This is a genomic window from Streptomyces katrae (assembly GCF_002028425.1).
Classification (GTDB): Bacteria; Actinomycetota; Actinomycetes; order Streptomycetales; family Streptomycetaceae; genus Streptomyces; species Streptomyces katrae_A.
The window spans coordinates 722,073-740,020 of record NZ_CP020042.1; the positions used below are offsets into that span (position 1 = coordinate 722,073).

Annotated in this window: 11 protein-coding genes and 1 pseudogene; 2 read left to right on the plus strand and 10 right to left on the minus strand. The window is 70.6% G+C overall.

Annotation, left to right across the window (positions count from 1 at the left end; translation table 11 throughout):
* Window positions 1–80: 80 nt before the first annotated feature.
* Together B4U46_RS03470 and B4U46_RS38295 are read right to left on the minus strand one after the other, a co-directional pair.
* Window positions 81–1,073, minus strand: a complete 993-nt coding sequence (locus tag B4U46_RS03470; protein WP_079423966.1) for an MSCRAMM family protein — start codon at window positions 1,071–1,073, stop codon at window positions 81–83.
* 70 nt (window positions 1,074–1,143) lie between these two features.
* Complete coding sequence (locus B4U46_RS38295; protein ID WP_185117341.1) at window positions 1,144–1,866, minus strand: hypothetical protein; 723 nt, start codon at window positions 1,864–1,866, stop codon at window positions 1,144–1,146.
* Window positions 1,867–2,012: 146 nt separating this feature from the next.
* On the opposite strand from B4U46_RS38295, the pseudogene B4U46_RS03480 reads away from it, so the two are divergent.
* Window positions 2,013–3,598, plus strand: a pseudogene (locus B4U46_RS03480) (IS1182 family transposase).
* Between the two features lie 140 nt (window positions 3,599–3,738).
* On the plus strand, window positions 3,739–4,746 hold the full coding sequence (locus tag B4U46_RS03485; protein ID WP_159402066.1) for a DUF317 domain-containing protein: 1,008 nt from the start codon (window positions 3,739–3,741) through the stop codon (window positions 4,744–4,746).
* A gap of 36 nt (window positions 4,747–4,782) precedes the next feature.
* On the opposite strand, the gene B4U46_RS03490 is transcribed toward B4U46_RS03485, so the two are convergent.
* The 8 genes from B4U46_RS03490 to B4U46_RS38880 all read right to left on the minus strand — a co-directional run bounded on the left by B4U46_RS03490 (window position 4,783) and on the right by B4U46_RS38880 (window position 17,676).
* Window positions 4,783–4,944, minus strand: coding sequence for a hypothetical protein (locus B4U46_RS03490; RefSeq protein WP_159402067.1), 162 nt, complete (start codon window positions 4,942–4,944; stop codon window positions 4,783–4,785).
* 202 nt (window positions 4,945–5,146) lie between these two features.
* On the minus strand, window positions 5,147–9,661 hold the full coding sequence (locus tag B4U46_RS39840) for a hypothetical protein (protein WP_079423973.1): 4,515 nt from the start codon (window positions 9,659–9,661) through the stop codon (window positions 5,147–5,149).
* A gap of 123 nt (window positions 9,662–9,784) precedes the next feature.
* Window positions 9,785–10,657: a hypothetical protein gene (locus B4U46_RS03500; protein WP_123995870.1), complete on the minus strand. Its 873-nt coding sequence runs from the start codon at window positions 10,655–10,657 to the stop codon at window positions 9,785–9,787.
* 54 nt (window positions 10,658–10,711) lie between these two features.
* Entirely contained in the window at window positions 10,712–13,303 is a 2,592-nt protein-coding gene (locus B4U46_RS03505) for a hypothetical protein (protein ID WP_079423977.1), read from the minus strand.
* Entirely contained in the window at window positions 13,303–13,653 is a 351-nt protein-coding gene (locus B4U46_RS03510) for a helix-turn-helix domain-containing protein (protein ID WP_079431537.1), read from the minus strand. The genes B4U46_RS03505 and B4U46_RS03510 overlap by 1 nt, the downstream gene beginning before the upstream one ends.
* 27 nt (window positions 13,654–13,680) lie before the next feature.
* Entirely contained in the window at window positions 13,681–14,271 is a 591-nt protein-coding gene (locus B4U46_RS40275; RefSeq protein ID WP_311736951.1) for a tyrosine-type recombinase/integrase, read from the minus strand.
* Between the two features lie 569 nt (window positions 14,272–14,840).
* Window positions 14,841–15,416 carry a 2'-5' RNA ligase family protein gene (locus B4U46_RS03520; RefSeq protein WP_079423979.1) on the minus strand — a complete coding sequence of 192 codons (576 nt, stop codon included), beginning with the start codon at window positions 15,414–15,416 and terminating at the stop codon, window positions 14,841–14,843.
* Between the two features lie 163 nt (window positions 15,417–15,579).
* Complete coding sequence (locus B4U46_RS38880; protein ID WP_237292595.1) at window positions 15,580–17,676, minus strand: hypothetical protein; 2,097 nt, start codon at window positions 17,674–17,676, stop codon at window positions 15,580–15,582.
* Window positions 17,677–17,948 lie beyond the last annotated feature (272 nt).

Below are 17,948 nucleotides of genomic sequence, written 5' to 3' on the forward strand. Positions count from 1 at the left end.
CGCAACAGGCCTCAGGAACCTGAGCGGATCCTGAGGCCTGGCCTGGTGGGTTGTTCAGTTATGGCGCGTCAGGTGCGGAATCAGCCGTTCGGCTGGCTGTCCTGGCTGGCTTCCCGGTGGCGGCGCAGGGCAAGCAGCGCGCCGCCGCCCGCGCTGATCAACAGTCCGGCGCCGGCGAGCAGCCATGAGGTGGAGCCGCCGCCGGTCTGGGCGAGGGAGCCCTTCGGGGTGGGGGAAGCGATGCTTGACGCGGTTTCGATCGGCTGCGGAGCAGCCGAGGCCGGCGTGGTCGCGGAGGGGGTGGGCGTGCCGGTCGTGGCGGGGGTGGTCGGGGTCGGGCTTCCCGACGCAGTGGCCGGGGTGGTCGGTGCGGTGGTGGGCGGGTTGGTCGGCTGGTCCTTCTTGGTGTTGGTGAAGGCGCCGGTGGTCTTCTCGCCGGGCTTGGCGGTGATCTTCACTGGGGTGGAGTTGAGCTGGTAGCCGTCGGGGGCCTTGGCCTCGGTGGCGGTGTAGGGGGTGCCGGTGCGGGAGGAGACGTCGAGCTTGGCGGTGGCGGTGCCGTCCTTGCCGGTGGTGAGCATGAGCGGCTTGCCGCCGCCGGCCTGTGGGCTGATGTTGATGACGGCGCCGGCGAGCGGCTTGCCGGTGTCCCTATCCTTCTTAGTCACCGTGATTTCGGCGAGCTTGAACGGGTCGACGACGGTGAGCTTGGCGGTCTGACCGGGGGTGACGACGATGTCCTGGTCCGGGGCCAAGTCGTGGATCGGGCTCCCGGAGTTGCTTTCCTTGAGCCGCCACACGCCCGGGGTGACGCCCTCGAAGCGCAGGATGCCGTCCTGGCCGGTCTTGCCCTGAAGGGCCTTGGTGCCGTTGAGGGTGTCGAGCAGGGAGAACTCCGCCCCGGCCAGGAGGTCGCCGCCGGGGTCCTTCTTCGTGATCTCGATGCGGCCGGACTGCGGTTCGGGGGCTTCGGCCCAAGCGGACGGTGCCCAGGTCAGGGTGGTGGTGGCGAGGGTGGCTGCGGCGGCGACGGCTGCCGGTGCGGTGCGGCGAGAAGTGGTGCGGGTACGCATGCGGTGGAACGGTCTCCTGATGTAGTGGTGGGTGCATTGCCGGGATCCCTTGACGGGGCCGGGACGGACGTCAGGGGGTGCGGCCCGGTGCGGCCGGTGCGGGTGCCGGGGCTGGCAGAGCGGGCCGGCCTGTGGGCGCGGCGGTCAGGGCCGGTGGTGCCGTTGGGGTGCGGTAGCGGTGGGCTGCGGCCTTGACCAGGGCGTGCTGGTCTTCGGCGCTGAGTGCGTCGATGCGGGCCAGGGCCACGGCGGTGCCGGGCCCGTACGGGCGGCCGGCGGTCTGGGTGATGTGGGCGACGGCCTCGGCCTCGGCGAGGACCCCGTACTCAATGGGTAGGCCGAGCGTGTCGCGGACGCCTTCGCGGGCGTAGCGCAGGTTCTGCGAGAGGGGGATGCCGTCGAGGGTGCCGTACTCGGCGAAGTCGAAGACGAGGAGTGTCGCCTGGTGGAGCAGGTCGAGGAAGTCGGTGTCGGCGGCCCAGAAGCCGGCCGGGTGATGCAGCCCGGGCGCGTCGAAGGTCGGTGTCGTACGCGGCTCCTCGCGCTGGTGTCCGCTCGGGGGTGCGGCTGGGGCGTGGGTCCACATGGTGGTAAAGGCGGTCACGGCCTGCCGTAGTCCGGTGAGGTCGGCGCCTTGCCAGGGCGGTGGGCCTGAAGGGTGCCAGTCGCGGATGCGGGCGTACCCGTCGTGGCCTGGGGACTTGCCGCGTGCAGTGTCCCGCTGGGTGAAGGTGTGGTGTTCGGCGAAGGCGAGGATCTCCACGTGGAGGGCACCGCGTTGGGGGTGGATCACGGTGAGGCGCAGTCCGTCGTATTCGCCGTGGCGGATCGTCGGGGCGAAGTCGATGCGCAGCCGCAGCGCAGAGTCGGCGGCTAGAAGACTGATGAAGATGTTGGGTTCTGGCCCCGCCGCGTCAGCGGTGGGGCCAGACTCGTGTTGTGGTTCAAGGGGAGTGGGTCGGGGAGACGGTCGGACCTGATGTGTGGGCGACGTGCCGGGAGTTGATTCCGGCTGGGAGTGTGTTCGCGTTCCTGGCCGAGCACCGTGGCCGGTTGTTCCCCGCGGCGATGTTCGCGGACATGTATCCGTCGGCGAACGGGCGGCCGTCCATGCCGCCGCAGATTCTGGCCGCGGCGATCACATTGCAGGCCCTGCACGGCATGTCGGACTTCGAGACGGTCCAGGAACTGCGGTGTGACCTGCGGTGGAAGGCCGCGTGCGGGCTGGGACTGCATGACACCGCGTTCGACCCGTCGCTTCTGGCGTACTTCCGGCGCCGGCTGGCCCGCTCCACCAGCCCGAACCGGGCCTTCGAGGCCGTGCGGGAGGTCGTGAAGGCCACCGGTGTCCTCAGGGGCAAGCACCGGCGGGCACTGGACTCCACCGTGCTGGACGACGCGGTCGCCACCCAGGACACCGTCACCCAGATCATCGGCGCCATCCGGGTGGTGATCCGGGAAGTCCCCGGCGGCGCCGAGGCTGCCGCCGCGCAGTGCACCGCCCACGACTACACCGACCCGGGCAAACCCCGCATCACCTGGAACGATGCCCAGGCACGAGCCAACCTGGTCGACGCGCTCGTCGGCGACGCGGTCAGACTGCTCGGGCATCTGCCCGAGCAGGAACTGGGCGAGAAGGCAGCGAACGCGGTCGGCATCCTCGCGCTGGTCGCCGGGCAGGACGTGGAACCGGCCGAGGACTCCGACGGCCGTGACGGCCGCTGGCGCATCACCCAAGGGACCGCCCCGGACCGGATGATCTCCACCGTCGACCCCGAGTCCCGGCACATCCACAAGACCCGCTCCCATCAGCAGGACGGATACAAGGCCCACCTCGCCGTCGAGCCGGAGACCGGGTTATACACCGCCGTCGCCCTGCGGCCCGGGGCCGGGCCAGAGCACCACGAGGCAGCCGTCGGCCTTGAACTGCTGGCCGAGGAGGACACCCCGGTGGACGCCTTCGGTGACACCGCCTACTCCACCGGCGACGCCCGCCAGGCCCTCGAAGAGGCCGGACACCGGCTGTTCCTCAAACCCGCCCCGCTGCGGCCGGCCGTCCCAGACGGCTTCACCCTCGACGACTTCGCCATCGACACCTCCGCCGCCACCGTGACCTGCCCCCAAGGCCACACCGTCGGCCTGTCCGAGCCCGGCGGCCGCCACCACCAGCGCAGGGCCGTCTTCGGGAACGTGTGCACCCGATGCCCGCTGCGTGAGCAGTGCACCAAGGCCAAAGCCGGACGCGTCCTGACCATCCGCCCCCACCACGATCTCCAAGCCGCGGCCCGCCGCCAGGCGCCACCGACCCCGCCTGGCAGGCCGACTACCGCCGCTGGCGGCCACCAGTCGAACGTGCCGTCGCCTGGCTCGTCCACCACGGCAACCGCCGACTCCGCTACCGGGGCACCATCAGCAACAACGCCTGGCTCCACACCCGAGCAGCCGCCCTCAACCTCCGCCGCCTGATCAACCTCGGACTCACTCACACAGGCGGCACCTGGCACCTCGCACCGGCCATCACATAACCAGAGGGGCCGCCCGGCCTACGGCCGGACGGCCCCTCAACAAGATCTTCATCAGTCTTCTAGGCGCGCCCGCGTCACCGGGCTCCGTCCCCGAATCGGGTGAACCACCCGACCTCCTGACAGCCAGGAGCCCACGTCTCGTGAGACATGCGAACCGCGAAGAACACCTCCATGCCCACGACGGATGGACCACCGTCGCTGTGGGCACCTACACAGACGGCCACAGCGTCCACCTCCACGGCGAGGACCACCTACGGCAGTTCGCCCTCGTATACGACGACGAAGCCGAAGCCGTCGCCGAGTTCCACCGCCTGCACTCCGTCGCCGTACGCCCAGGACCCGCACCCGCCACCGACACCGAACGCGCCGCCACAGAGGCCCGGACCCCACCCGCCCCACACCGTGCTCCCGTCGACCACGACAGCCGGGCCTCGGTCCAGGAGGGTGCTTCTGCTGCCGGACCGGTTCACACAGCTGACCCGCGCGTCGGCGAGGCGCTGCTGGAGTCCTTCTTCGAGAACAACCCCGACTGGTGGAAAGTGAGGACCTGGTCGGACGAGACCACCGTCGCCTGCCACGAAGCCCTGGCTATGCGCATCGAGTTCGACCACGAGGCCCGCAATCGAAGGGACGTCGCCTGGACGGTCGCCGTGTACGACTCGCCGGTCGGCGAACGCCTCTGGCACGCAACCGCCACCGCCACCACACCCACCGACCTCGTCCAGACCCTGCTGGACAGCCTCACCTCGAACGAGTCTCGGTGGGGCCAGCCGTCCACGGGCGCTGCCCTGCGGCCGGCCGATGCCACCCGCACCCTGCTGGAGGCCCGCTGGACGCAGACCAGCAGTGCCCGGTACGTAGCTTGGCAGGCCCCCGATGGCAGCTCCAGCCTGCACCTCAATACCTACGCCGCCGACAACCCAGCAAGCCAGCTGCCCGCCTGGAGCATCATCGGCGGCACCGACCCCAACCGCCCCGACTGGGCCATCGACCTCTCCGCTACGGTCACCCCCGATATCCTCGCCCACCTCACCGACCACCTCGCCGCCTGTACACCCCCAGCACCTCGCCGAACGGGCACACCCCCGCTGCCCGCCACCCCCGCGGCCACAACGACGACCACCCCAGCGTGCCCCCGGCGTCACTGATGGGTCATCCGCGCCGGCGACATCGGCACGGAGACGTCAAGCCGACCCGCCCAACGGCACCTCGGCCACAGGCGCCCAGCTCATCCGCCAGCCTCCGGTGTCCGGTGCGATGTCGTAGCGGACGGACAGCAAGTGGATGGCATCCACCCGCATGGGTGCGCGGCGCGGGGTGATGCGGTTGCGGAGGATGCCGTTCAAGGAGTCGGAGTCCGCCGAATCGTATGACGGCAGGGTCGGATATTGAATCACTGGGAATGCCGTCCTCGTCCTGCCGATCGTTGCAGTGCCGCTCGACCGCATGCTGGGTCTTCCCAGATCAGGGAGTCGACGGTGGCCTCGATCTGGCGGTGGCGTGGTGAAAGCGTAGACCAGGGACCTTGCCGCGAAGCGTATGTACGGCTCACCGGAACGGAGTTGTGGTGCGGGGCAGCTCAATGCAGGCGACCTCGTGACCGTAGACGACCATGAGTCTGGGGCCGTGAACGGCTACCGCTCGGACCGGAAGCGGCAGATAGCAGCGGTGGACCAACTGACCGGTGGCGGGGTTCCAGACGATCGCTGTGCCGTCACTGTCGGCAGTGACGGCCAGAGGTCCGTCGGGGCCCTCCGCCGTGGCAACCGCGGTCACCCAGCCGGTGTGGTCAGTGAGGGTGTGGAGTCGGGTGCCGGTGGCGGGGTTCCAGACGATCGCGGTGCGGTCGCGGCTGGTGGTAATAGCGAGGGGCCCGTCGGGGCCTTCCACCGTGACGACTGCGGTGATCGAGTCGGTGTGGCCGGTGAGGGTGTGGAGTCGGGTGCCGGTGGCGGGGTTCCAGACGATCGCGGTGCGGTCGCGGCTGGTGGTAATGGCGAGGGGCCCGTCGGGACCTTCCACCGTGACGACTGCGGTGATCGAGTCGGTGTGGCCGGTGAGGGCGTGGAGTCGGGCACCGGTGACGGGGTTCCAGACGATCACGGTGCCGTCACCGCCGCCGGCGATGGCCAGGAGTCCGTCCGAGCTGCCCACTGTGGCAACTGCGGTGATCGAGTCGGTGTGGTCGGTGAGGGTGTGGAGTCGGGTGCCGGTGGCGGGGTTCCAGACGATCGCGGTGCGGTCGCAGGTGGTGATGGCGAGGGGCCCGTCGGGGCCTTCCACCGTGGCAACCGCGGTCACCCAGCCGGTGTGGCCGGTGAGGGTGTGGAGTCGGGTGCCGGTGGCGGGGTTCCAGACGATCACGGTGCGGTCGTGGCCGGTGGTGATGGCCAGCGGTCCGTCGAGGCCCTCCACCGTAGCAACCGCGGTCACCCAGCCGGTGTGGCCGGTGAGGGTGTGAAAGCGATCGCCGACGGCGGGGTTCCAGACGATCACGGTGCCGTCGCCACCGGTGGTGATGGCCAGCGGTCCGTCGAGGCCCTCCACCATGGCAACCGCGGTCACCCAGCCGGTGTGGCCGGTGAGGGTGTGAAAGCGATCGCCGACGGCGGGGTTCCAGACGATCACGGTGCCGTTGCGGCCGGCAGTGACGGCAAGGGGCCCGTCGGGGCCCTCCACCGTGGCAATTGCGCTCACCCACCTGGTGTGGCCCGTGAGGGTGCGGAGGCGGGCACCGGTGACGGGGTTCCAGACGATCACGGTGCGGTCGTGGCCGGTGGTGATAGCCAGGGGCCCGTCGGGGCCCTCCACCGTGGCAACCGCCTCTACCCACTCGGTGTGGTCGGTGAGGGTGTGGAGTCGGGTGCCGGTGGCGGGGTTCCAGACGATCACGGTGTGGTCGCGGCTGGTGGTGATGGCGAGGGGCCCGTCGGGGCCTTCCACCGTGGCAACCGCGGTGATCAATTTGGTGTGGCCGGTGAGGGTGTGGAGTCGGGCACCGGTGACGGGGTTCCAGACGATCACGGTGCCGTCACCGCCGCCGGCGATGGCCAGGAGTCCGTCGGGACCTTCCACCGTGGCAACCGCGGTCACCCAGTCGGTGTGGCCGGTGAGGGTGTGGAGTCGGGCACCGGTGACGGGGTTCCAGACGATCACGGTGCCGTCACCGCCGCCGGCGATGGCCAGGGGCCCGTCGGGACCTTCCACCGTGGCAACCGCGGTGATCGAGTCGGTGTGGTCGGTGAGGGCGTGGAGTCGGGCACCGGTGACGGGGTTCCAGACGATCGCGGTGCCGTCACTGCCGCCGGTGATGGCCAGGGGCCCGTCGGGACCTTCCACCGTGGCAACCGCGGTCACCCAGCCGGTGTGGTCGGTGAGGGTGTGGAGTCGAGAGCCGGTGACGGGGTTCCAGACGATCGCGGTGTGGTCGCGGCTGGTGGTGATGGCGAGGGGCCCGTCGGGACCTTCCACCGTGGCGACTGCGGTGATCGAGTCGGTGTGGTCGGTGAGGGCGTGGAGTCGGGTGCCGGTGGCGGGGTTCCAGACGATCACGGTGCGGTCGCTGCCGCCAGTGATGGCGAGGGGCCCGTCGGGGCCTTCCACCGTGGCGGCCTCGGTCACCCAGTCGGTGTGGCCAGTGAGGGTGTGGAGGCGGGCGGGGTGGGTGAGGCGGGTTGCCCACGCTGGGGTTGGCGGGACTGTTGTGCCGAGCGGTTGCAGGTGGGTGATGGTGTGTGTGAGGTCCGGCTGCTGCCAGGAGGTGGCGTCGAGGGCGAGGAGGTTGCGGCGGACCTCGATCTCGTGGCGGCGGGAGTCGTAGGCGGTGGTGGTGCGGTAGATGTGCGCGTGGAGCCGTGCCTGCTGGTTGCGGGCGTGGTGGAGGTGGGGAATGAGGGTGTCGGGGTCGGCGTGTAGCAGGTAGGCGGGGTCTTCGAGCAGCCGGTCAAGGGAGCTGTCGGCGGCCGTTCGGGCGTGGTCGGCGGCATGCCGCAGGAGGTAGGGGTGGGCGTGCTGCCACTGCGGGGTGCCGGCCGGGGTGGTGGGGATTGTGCCTAGGAGGGCGTGGTGGAGGGTGGCGGGGTCGGCGTGGGGGCGGGTGTGGTCGGCAAGAGCCTGGTGGAAGTAGCGGTAGAGGAGGCGGTGGTCGGTGTCGGGGGTGGTGCGGAGGTAGAAGGCGATCTTGGTGAGGGCGTGGCGGGTGTCGGCGAGTTGAGGGGCGGGTCGGCCGGGGGCGGGAGGTTGGTGGGCGAGGGCAGTGGCATGGAGGAGGTCAAGGGGCATGCCTTGCCCGCGGGCGTGGCCGAGGACGTGGAGGAGGGGGCGGATCCACGGGTTCTTGGCGGCGAGTTGGCGGGTGTGGACGCCGAAGACTTCGGTGACGGTGCACGGCGGGTCGAAGGTTGCCTCATCGGGGGTGATGCGCAGGTGGTCGGCGTAGAGGGCGGCCACGAGGAAGGCGCCGTGGTCGCTGTAGTCGGCGAGGCGGTCGGCGATGTGGCGCAGCCGGTGACGATCGTGGCGGGGCAGGAGTTTGCGCAGGTAGGTGTCGAGGTCGTCGGCGAGGGTGCGGCGGTCGTCGGGGGTGGCGGGGTCGGTGTCGAGTACGGCTTCGGGGTGCATGGTCAGATGGCGGTGGAGGGCGGGCAGGGTGTCCCACCAGGGGCGGGTGCCGACGAGGACGCGGCAGCCGCCGTCGTGCGTGGTGAGCGGGAGGAGGAGTTCGTTGAGGACTTCGGCGGGGTCCGCGGTCTCGTCGAGGGCGTCGAGGATGACTAGGGTGTCGTCGGCGGTGTTGAGTGCGCGGACGAGGTCGGCGGTGGTGGGAGAGTCCGTGCGGTGGCCGTCCTGTTGCTGCTCGTGGAGTTGGCGACGCAGGGAGTCGGTGACGGCTTGGAGGGTGAGCTGGCGGGCGTGGACGGCCAGCACGTGCTTGGGGCGGCGGGGTGCGAAGGTGTCGACGGCGCGGGCGACGCGGTCGGTGAGCGGGTCGAGTTCGGGGTGGAGCAGGCAGGTGGTGACGCCGAGGAGGGCGGACTTGCCGCTGCCGGGGCCGCCGGTGACCACCAGCAGCCGGTTTCCTGGTTCGGGGCCGGTGTTCTCGGTCCATTGCTGGATGCGCCGCAGGTGGGAGGTGCGGCCGGAGAAGAGGACGTCGGTGAAGTGGGGTTCGCCAGCGGCACGGGTGGCGAAGTGCAGCGGGTCCAGGCCCGGTGAGCAGGTGAGGGCGAACTCGCGCAGCAGCGGGTTCACCCCGCCCAGCAGGGCGGCCTGCGGGTTGTTGCTGTGGGCGGGGTTGGGGAAGAACGCGGGCGTCTCTACGGCGGTGCCCGGGAGGGGGGTGTGCACGACGTCCTCGCCGGGGTGCCCGCAGGCCAGGTCCGCGGCGGCGAGCCGGTGGTTGATCGCCTGGGCGAGGGTGGAGAGGGGCACGTACTGCTGGATGGGGCTGATGTCGAGGTCGCCGTCGACGAGTTGACGCAGGGCCTCGGCGGTGGCGGTAGTGAAGCGGGCGCCGTAGGTGGCCTTGTCGCTCGCGCAGGCCCCGATGACCCACACGCTCCGCTCACCGTCCTGTCGGCGGCGGGTGGCGAGGTCGGTGAGCTGCTGCTGGACGACGGCCTGCCCGGCCCCGCACACGTCGAGCAGGAACAGCACCGGCCGGCCGCTGTCGTACGCGGAGTTCTCGGCTTCTTCAAGCAGAGTGCGGGTGCTGACGCAGGTCCGGTCCAGCTGGCTGGTACGGGAGTCGCCGCCGGCGGTCGCCAGGTAGAGAGTGCCGGTGCGCGGGCTGGTGAGGCCGTGGCCGGTGAAGTGCAGGATCAGCGGCTCGTCCGCTCCAGCGTCGTCCTGCAGATCCTCCCAGGCCCGGATGAGCGTGTCCTTGGCACATTCGAGCAGGGCTTCCCCGGTAGAGACGCCGGCCAGGACCAGGGCCGAGGCCAGTTCCTTGGCGGCCGCCTCGACGGCCGGCAGGCTCGCGAGCGGGGCGACGCCGTCGGCCTGGTCCTCCTCGCTGACGAACTGCTCGAAGTGCCCGACCCCTGCCACCAGCGCCCTGGCCAACCCAGCTTCCTCTCCCGATCCCGCACCGGCGCTCGACCGGGCAGCCCCTTGTACCTCTTGCCCCGGCTCGCCGGTACCGAGCGTGTGAACACGGCCCGGGCCGATGCGCGACTTGAAGTGGCGTCAGGACGAAATGTACGGCGCGACGGCGGACGCGAGCAGCCCGTTGGCGAGATAGCCGCCGAACCCGTGGAAGCCGATCCCGGTGTCGCAGGGCTCGTCCGCGTCGACGGGGAACACCACTTCGAGCTTCGGCGGCACGGCGACCAGGTCGCCGAAGTCGGCGAGATTCACCCACCGGCCCACCCCGGCCGGCTTCGCGCCGCGACCGGCACGCAACGGCGGGTCCAGCCGCCGGGCCAGCACGGGCACGCGCAGCGGGGAGCCGACGGTCACCAGCAGCTCGACCTCCAGCTCGGGGTGCGCGTGCAAGGTCTCGTAGGTGACGTACGAGCCGAGCGAGTGCGCGATCACCACCGACGGAGCCTCCCGCCGGATCACCTCCGCCACCCGCTCCCGCACTAGCGGACGCCGCTGCGGCCACGCGGTGTACGCCTCCGCCTCGCGGAGATTCGCCACGATCGCGAGCTCCAGACGGCGGATCGTCTGCTCCTGCATCACCCGCGTCAGGCGTGAGCCGCGCTCGCGGACCATCCAGCTGAGCAGCTGCCGCAGCGGCGCCAGCCCGACATTCTGGGGATCCTCCGGAGCGAACGCCCCTGCCGCCTCCAACCACTCGGCCACCACCACCCGCTCCCCCGGACCAAGGCTCTCGAAGTCCGCCCCCGCGCCCGCCGACTGCGCCTGCTCGGGCAGATCCGTACGCAGCAGGTCCGCGTAGTAGGCCATCGCCATCTCAGGCGCCACGACACCCAACCGGCCCAGACTCTCCGCAAGCCGCGGCCGCAGCGGCGCCAACCGCTGCTCCGCCGCCCGCTCCGGCGACGCACCCGGGACATGATTGAAGATTCCGTGCACCACGACGACCTGCGCCACAACTACCCCCACAACAGCAGCCCGTACCGGTGCCCGGGCCTCTCGTCCCTGGGCCTACCCACGCCGCCGGTCCTGCCACACCCCCAGGACGAAGGCCCCGACCAAGTCCAGCGGGTGCTGCGCAACCAGGTGCGACCCGGCCACGCGCCGATGCGGGTGGAGGAGGTCCACCTCGTCGACGTCACCGCGGACGCGACGGCGAAGACGATCACCTGGGAACACCTCGCGGCGATCCCCCTCGGCGGCACGGTCCAGTGAGCGGCGGCGCCGTCCGGTGCCCGGGTCACGGCCGCTGGAGCGAGTGGCGACATCGGCGGCGTAGGCGGTCCAGTCGCCAGCGGCGGCCTGCTGCCACTGCACGGCGACCTGGCGGTGGATGCCGAGCATGCGGGCCAGGACCGCCGCGGGTACCTGGCGGGCGAGGGTGAACAGCGCAGTGGCGCGGTCCTGGCGCGGCCTCACTCCAAGAGCGCGCAGCCGGGCAACGAGTTGGTCGGCGCTGAGCGGCTGTCCGGGCAGCCGCCCGGGGAACAGCCAGGCGCCGGGGTCGTTCAGCAGGCCGGTGCCGCGCCGGGTGGCAAGCAATTCCTCCACCAGGGCGTCCAACGGGGCGGGCAAGTGGATCGGGCGGTCGCCGAACCGGACCATCAGTGTCTGCCCGTCGCGGTGCAGGCGTGCGGTGGTCAGCAGCCGGATGGTGTTGGCATGCTGGGCGTACAGCAGCAGGAACAGGCCGGCGACGCGGTCGGCGACCGCCGGGCCGTCCTCGTGCAGCAGTCGGCGCGCGATCGCCCACCGGCGGTCCTCGTCATGGGGGCCACAGGGGCCCTGCCAGCGGGTGGCGGGGGCGGACAGGTCGTGGGCATGGCGGTGGGTCAGTGCCCAGCGGACGAAGTTCGCGGTGCGGGAGGGGTAGGTGGCGTGGTGGACGAGGAAATCGTCCAAGTCGCCCTGGGCACAGGAGCCGAGGGTCAGACCGCGGTCGGTGAGGTGGTTTAGGAGTTGGACGGCGGCGGCGACGTGCACCCGCACGTTCTGGTCCTGCGCGGTGGTCGTCGCCGCTGCCTCGGTCCTTCGGCGCAGTCGGCGCAGGTGGTGCCAGGTCGCGTAGCCGTGCAGGATCCGCCGCTGCCCCGGATCGGTGAGGATGGCGGTCTTCTCCTGAACCCAGCGTTCCAGGGCGGCCAGGTGCTCGTCGCGGGCCGGGAGGAGGCCGGTGGCCGTCAGCAGGGCCCGCAGGTGGTGGACGGTCTTGCCCGGTGGGAGGGCGTCGAGGACCTCGTGGCTGACAGGTCGAGGGTCGCGGGACAGGTCGGCCAGCAGGGTGCGAACATTCGGCTTCGACAACCAGGCCATGGCGTGGTCGGGGCGCTCGACCGCGACGAGCGCCTGCCGCAGCGGCGCCAGGTGTCCCGTCTGGCCCTCTGGGCCGAGGAGTTGGCCGGCTACCTTGTCGACCGCGCACCGCTGGCAGGGCTCGGTGCCGAACTGCCACGTCACCTGGCAGGTCGGGCAGCGGTCCCAGAACCCGGGGTCGGGGTTGACGCAGCGGGCGCACAGCGGGACAGCCAGGGTGCCGCCCTTGAGCGGCGCGACCTCGGCGCAGGTGGAGCAGCGGATGTAGCGGGAGCGACAGCTCCGGCACCACGGGGCGCCGGTGGTGCGCGAGATCGTGCACCGGGCTGCCTGAGCGCACATGGAGCACTGCCGGGCCTCGTGCGGGCTGCAGCGATGGCACCACCGGCCGCCGTCCGCACGGGACTTGATGACTCTGCGCTGTCCGCAGCCGGTGCACGCCTCCCGGTTGGCCGGGTCGTTACGAAAGCACTGCCCACACACCGGCCCTGCGTCGTCACGTGTGCAAATCCTGCGTGTCTTCCCGCAGCGCGAGCACTCCTGGGAGCGGCGCTGTTCCTCGCAGCGCGAGCAGATCCACGGCCCTTCCCGTCGGCCCCGCAGGTACTCGCTCGTCCCGCAGCCGGCACAGCAAGGCCGCTTCACCACGCCTCCGCCAGCGTCGGCGAGGGCGCCGAGGAAGGCGAGGACGGTGGGCGTGGGTGCGAGGTGGCCGTCGCCGGTCAGCAGAGCGGGCCGGTCCAGGACCGCCCAGCACACCCGGCGCCATACCGAGGCGCGCTGCGAGCAGCCGGCCAGGGCCCGCTCGACCTCCGCACGACCCAGCGCCGGATCGAGCGCGGCCACCAGGTCGACCAGCTCCGCGGTCGGGTCCTCCTCCAGCGGGCACGCGGAGCAGCGAGGAGTGCCGCAGCGGACGCACCGCTCCTTCGGGCGGGAACACCTGCCGCAGGCCCACAGCCCTCCCCGGCGGCTGGCGGGCGTGCGCGTCTCGCACCCGCAGTCGCAGCAGCGCGGCGCCGACAACTGCTGGGCGCCGGCCTTCGACAGCGCGGCCAGCAGCTTGCCGACCGACCAGATCGACGGCGAGCGGCCGGTGGCCATGACCTGTGGGTTGTCGCGCAGTTCCCGGGCGACGCGGCGCCGGGTCGCCGGCCCGCCCAGCACCTGCCCCGCCACCTCGCGGATCCGCTCGGCGGGCAGACCGCGCTCGATCCGCGCGAGCTGGTGGACGACCGCACCGAGCGGGTCGTCCTCGACCAACCGCTCCAACTCCAGGTCCTCGTCCATCAGCCGCCTCCCGTGATCCGGGCCCGCCTGGGCCGCAACGCCCCCAGCCCCGCCTCCGGCGCCGGCCCGCCGCCCGCCGCGGCCTTCTTCACCGGCCGGACGGCCGCCCCCTGGACGGTCACCGGCTCGATCAGCTCGTCCATCCGGCACTCCAGAATGTCCAGCAGCGCCATCAGGATCCTCAGGCTCAGCCGCTCCGGGCGCTCGGCCACCAGCCGGTGGACCTGGCTGGTGGACAACTGGATGCCCCGCTCGGCGAGCAACGGCACCAGGTCGCTGGTGTGGAACAGGCCCCTGGTGGCCATGACGGTACGCAGGTGCCAGCGGTAGTCGAGCTTGGCGTTGGCCATCACAACTCCCTTCCTCCACAGACGGCTTCACAAGAACGCCGGCGCGAGAGCGCGCTGCAGGGCTGATTTCATGAAGTCGTCACTGACGTGGGTGTAGATCGCGGTCGAGCTGTCATTCTCGTGGCCAACCTGCCGCTGGATGAACATCCGGTCCACCCCGTCCTCGGTCAGGTGCGTGACGTAGGAGTGCCGCAGCGAGTGCGGGACCAGTTCCGCGGGCAGACCCAGGGCGTCCCGGTAGGCGGCGAACTGCTCGTTCACGGAAGCCGGCTGCAACCTTCCGCCCCGCTCGGTCACCCACAGCGCCCGCTGCCCGGGGAAGCCGAACCTCGGGCGGACGTTGAGCACGTAGTCCCCGACCGCCTCCACGGCCCAGGCCATCACCGACAGCACGTTGCGCCGCCGCGGCGGCTGGCCCCGCTTCGCCTTCCCGTACCGAACGTGGAGCGTGCCGTAGCCACCGAAGCCAGGAGCGTTCGGGTTGCGGCCGAAGTCGACAAGATCCAGCCGACAGCACTCAGTGCGGCGCAGCCCCCAGGCGTAGAGCACCTTGAACAAGGTGGCGTCCCGGTAGGCGGCCAGCGCGCCCTTGCGGCCCGCCCGGACCGCCCGCTCCACCTGGTCGTCGGCGTAATCGAGGAACGCCTGGAGTTCCTCACGGTGAACGGCCTTGCCTCGGGGTCGCCCTCGTAGCCCTGAAGGTGCGGCAGGGTGTTCCACTCGTGGCAGATCGCCACCGGGTGCGTGCCGAACGCCTCCTCGCACGCCGCTGCCCACCCGTAGCGGGGGTCGGTGAGGAATTCGGTGAACAGCTGCACCGTGCCCTGGTAGTTGCGCACCGACGACGGCGCGAGGCGCTGTTCGGCCGCCAGCTGGGCGGACCACTCGTCCATATGGACCGGCGCCCACTGCCATGGGTAGTCGTTGACGAACCCGAGGAAGCGGCGGATCAGGTTCTCCCGGTCGCTGATCGTCTTCGCCTGCAGGCGGCGGGCGCGTTGCTGGTTGCGCCAACCACGCAGCATCGCCTCGAACATGGCGTCCTCAGGACGTAGTTGGACGACCCCGGAGACCAGCTCCAACCGGGCCGACCCGGCCAGACCGACCGTACACACCACGCCGAAGACCCTTCTCCCGCCTGATGGGCATATCTTGCATCAGATGGGAGAAGTGTTCAAAGGGCCAGGTCAGGACGTCAGGGTGTACGCTCCTCGGAGTCGACGGCGGTCAGTCTCGGGCCTGCCAGGCGGCTCGACTGCTCCCGTCTGATGCGACTCCCAAGGGTTGGCGTACCCCAGCGACATATGGAGTCGTCCGGTGTCGTGTTGGAGGGCCGCGTCACCTCGGGCGGTGCGGATCGCGGTGCGGACTCTGTCCTGGAGGGCAGAGGCTTCGCCATCGGGCCACACGTCGAAGACGGCCCCGGCGACGTTCGCGATCGGGGGCCCGATCTCGGTGGTGAACGCAGGCACGTCGGCAACAGCACTACGGAGGGCCTGGACCAAGTCGTGGCGCTCGTCAACCCCGATGTCTGTAGCAGGGGCGTCCGCGACCATCTCCAGGGTGACGTGCAAGGTGCCCGGGTCGCCGGCGCGCGCCGGGCATGCGGGATCGATGGGATAGTCCAGGAGCGCAGGCCTGCAGGCATGGGCAAGGTCCAAGAGGGCCCCATCCGTGCCCGCGCGAGGCGTGAGGTAGACATGCAGGACGTCCATCCCCTCGGTCCATGGCCTGCCCTGGAACCGCGGCGTGAAGCGCTGCACGAAAACCTCCTGCTCGGGCCTATACCCCTGCCGGAGAACCTAGCGGCCGGGCCAAACGCGAACCCTGGCTTCCGGGCAGACTGGCTCAAACTCCACCAGGCGCCCGCTGCGGGCTGGAGCGCCTCGAAGGTGCCGCGCCTGCCGCCGTCGCATCGGTCGTCGGTCAGCTCCGCTCGTCGATCAGACGGTTGATTCGCGCGAAGATGTCGTCGCGCCCGACGATCGGGTGCTCCGGTTCCCTCAGGAACCAGTTGGCTTGCCTTGGATCGCTGTGCCGGGGCAGCTGCGTCGAGCCGACCAGCAGTTCCTGGAGCTGGTGCTTCCCCTGTACGGAAGGATAGGCCCCCATTGCCTGGGCGGCAGCCATCCTCACCCGCGCAGCCTCAAGCTCCCAGTGCCCCGAGGTATGCCCTTGCTCGCACTCGAGGGTCGCCTCGGGGCCGTCGACGCGCACCATGCGCACCGGGTCGTCCTGCGAGCCGCGGAGGGGTCTGAGGCTCTTGGCGGTCACGATCTGGATCCGGTCGGACTCGATGATGAGGGGGCCGGGTGCGACCGCCGGTGCAATGGCCTGCTCGCGGGCCTGCTCCGGGTACGCGTCGAGGAATTGGGCGAGGCGTGCGGCTGCGGCCCGCATCGGGGAGGGGCCGGGGCCGGGGCCGGGAGGCTCGATATCGTCGGCGAGGAGGCTGGCGCCGATGCGCCCGCCGTACTGGTCGTGGGCCTCGTTGAAGATGCTCCACAGGGGTGTGCTCCGCCGACCGGCGGGGTCGTAGCCTTGCCCGGTCTCGGTTAGTGCTCGGTCGATCTCGTCGACGATCCGCGGCTCCCGATCCGCCGGCCCGGAGAGGGCCTCACGCAGCTCGGTGACCGGCACGTCCCGGGGTACGCGGTCGCCGCCATGTGTCCGGGCGAACAGGAGCAGGGACAGCGTGCACAGGTCTACGGATGCCCCGCTGCCGTGTTGCCATGGCTTGTCGACAAGGATGCAGGCCGCCTCGACGAGGTACTGCACATCGGCCTCGACCTCGGCGAGCCGCGGCACGACCTCCGTCACGTCACCCTTGAGGTTGAACAGTCTCAGCCCCGACACCTTCCCTTCCTCGGCTACGGGGCTGCAACGACAGACGGTGATCGGATTATTTCCATCAGCGTCTTCGGGCTTGTGAAGAAGGCGTGAGGCTACCTCCGCCCCGTCGGGGACGCCCGCGTCCCACGACACCGACGCGCCGCTGAACGCGGCGGACACCTCGGTGTCAAAAGTCCCCCGCCGGAAACGGTTGAGCTCTTCCCGGCGGCTCGCGGCCACCCGACGTAGGCGTGCGACTGTGTCATGGCGTCCGTGGCAGTTCGGGGTGCACTCGGCAGTCATGCCCGGCAGGCTGCCGGTTACTTTTACGATTTCGCCGCTCGGGCTGCCTGTGAAGGCGAGTACCTGGTTGTACTCGGCGACCTCGCAGTCGTCGCAGGCATCCGTCATCTGCAAGTCGAGGCGCCCTGATGCTCTTTCAGGGCCGTCGAACCAGATTCGGCATCCTCGCTCCCCGTACGCGCAGGCACAGGTGCGCATGTCCTCCTTGACCGCGATTCCACAAAGCGGGTGCGTCAGGTGCTCGATGATCACGTCGTGGTCCGTCCAGCGTGCACGGGCAAAGGTGAGACGCAATCCGTAGGTGCTGGTGTGCTTGGTGAAGCCGGCCATGTCCAGCCAGTTGGCTGCGGAACGGAACATCGGCAGCCTGCGCAGCAGGGCACTTCCGAGGGCTGCTGCCTCCCGCCAGGCTTCTTCATGCCAGCGGTGCTCGTGCGCGAAAGCCCGTTCCTCCGGCGTCAGACCCGGATACCTGCAGGGGGACGATTCTCCGTGCTCAGCCGCGGTCAGGTGCCTGATCTCTTCTGCCTGGCTCCAGGCCCGACCGGGAACACCTTCGAGCCGGAGGCTTGCCGTAGTTCCGTGGAGTCCGATGTCGAGCCTGCCGTGGCCGGCGCCGAGCACGCGTAGACCGCTAATCCCGCGAAGGTCGTCCTTGCCACCGGACGAGAACAGCCCCCAGGCGATCAGCTCGGCCAGGCCTTCGGGGTCGGAGTCTGCCGCGAAGCGGATGACGGGACGCCGTTCGTCTGGGATGACTCGCACGATGCGAAGCGGTCGGGTGGTGTACGTGGTACTCCAACAAGGCCCGCAGGACCTGTCCTTCGAGGAACGCCTGATCGCCTCGGGCGGAGGGGATGAGGGGGCTTCCTTCTGGAAGCCGATCAATGCGTTCCTTGGCGCCGGCCCAGGTTTCCCCTGTGTAGCGGCGGCACAGGTCGACCACTTCGCTCTTGGGCCCGACAGTCTCCTTCGTGCGCTGCCGGATCCCAGCGCGGGAAAGAGCTGCTGCCAGCGAGAACGACAGTCATGCACGGTACGGGAGAACACTGGAGGGCACCTGGGGCTTTCGACACGCTGCGCCATCGATCCGTACAGGCGCACGACGAGGGTTCCCTCACCCGGACCGGACGGTAGACGAGCCGTAGCGGACAACGCAA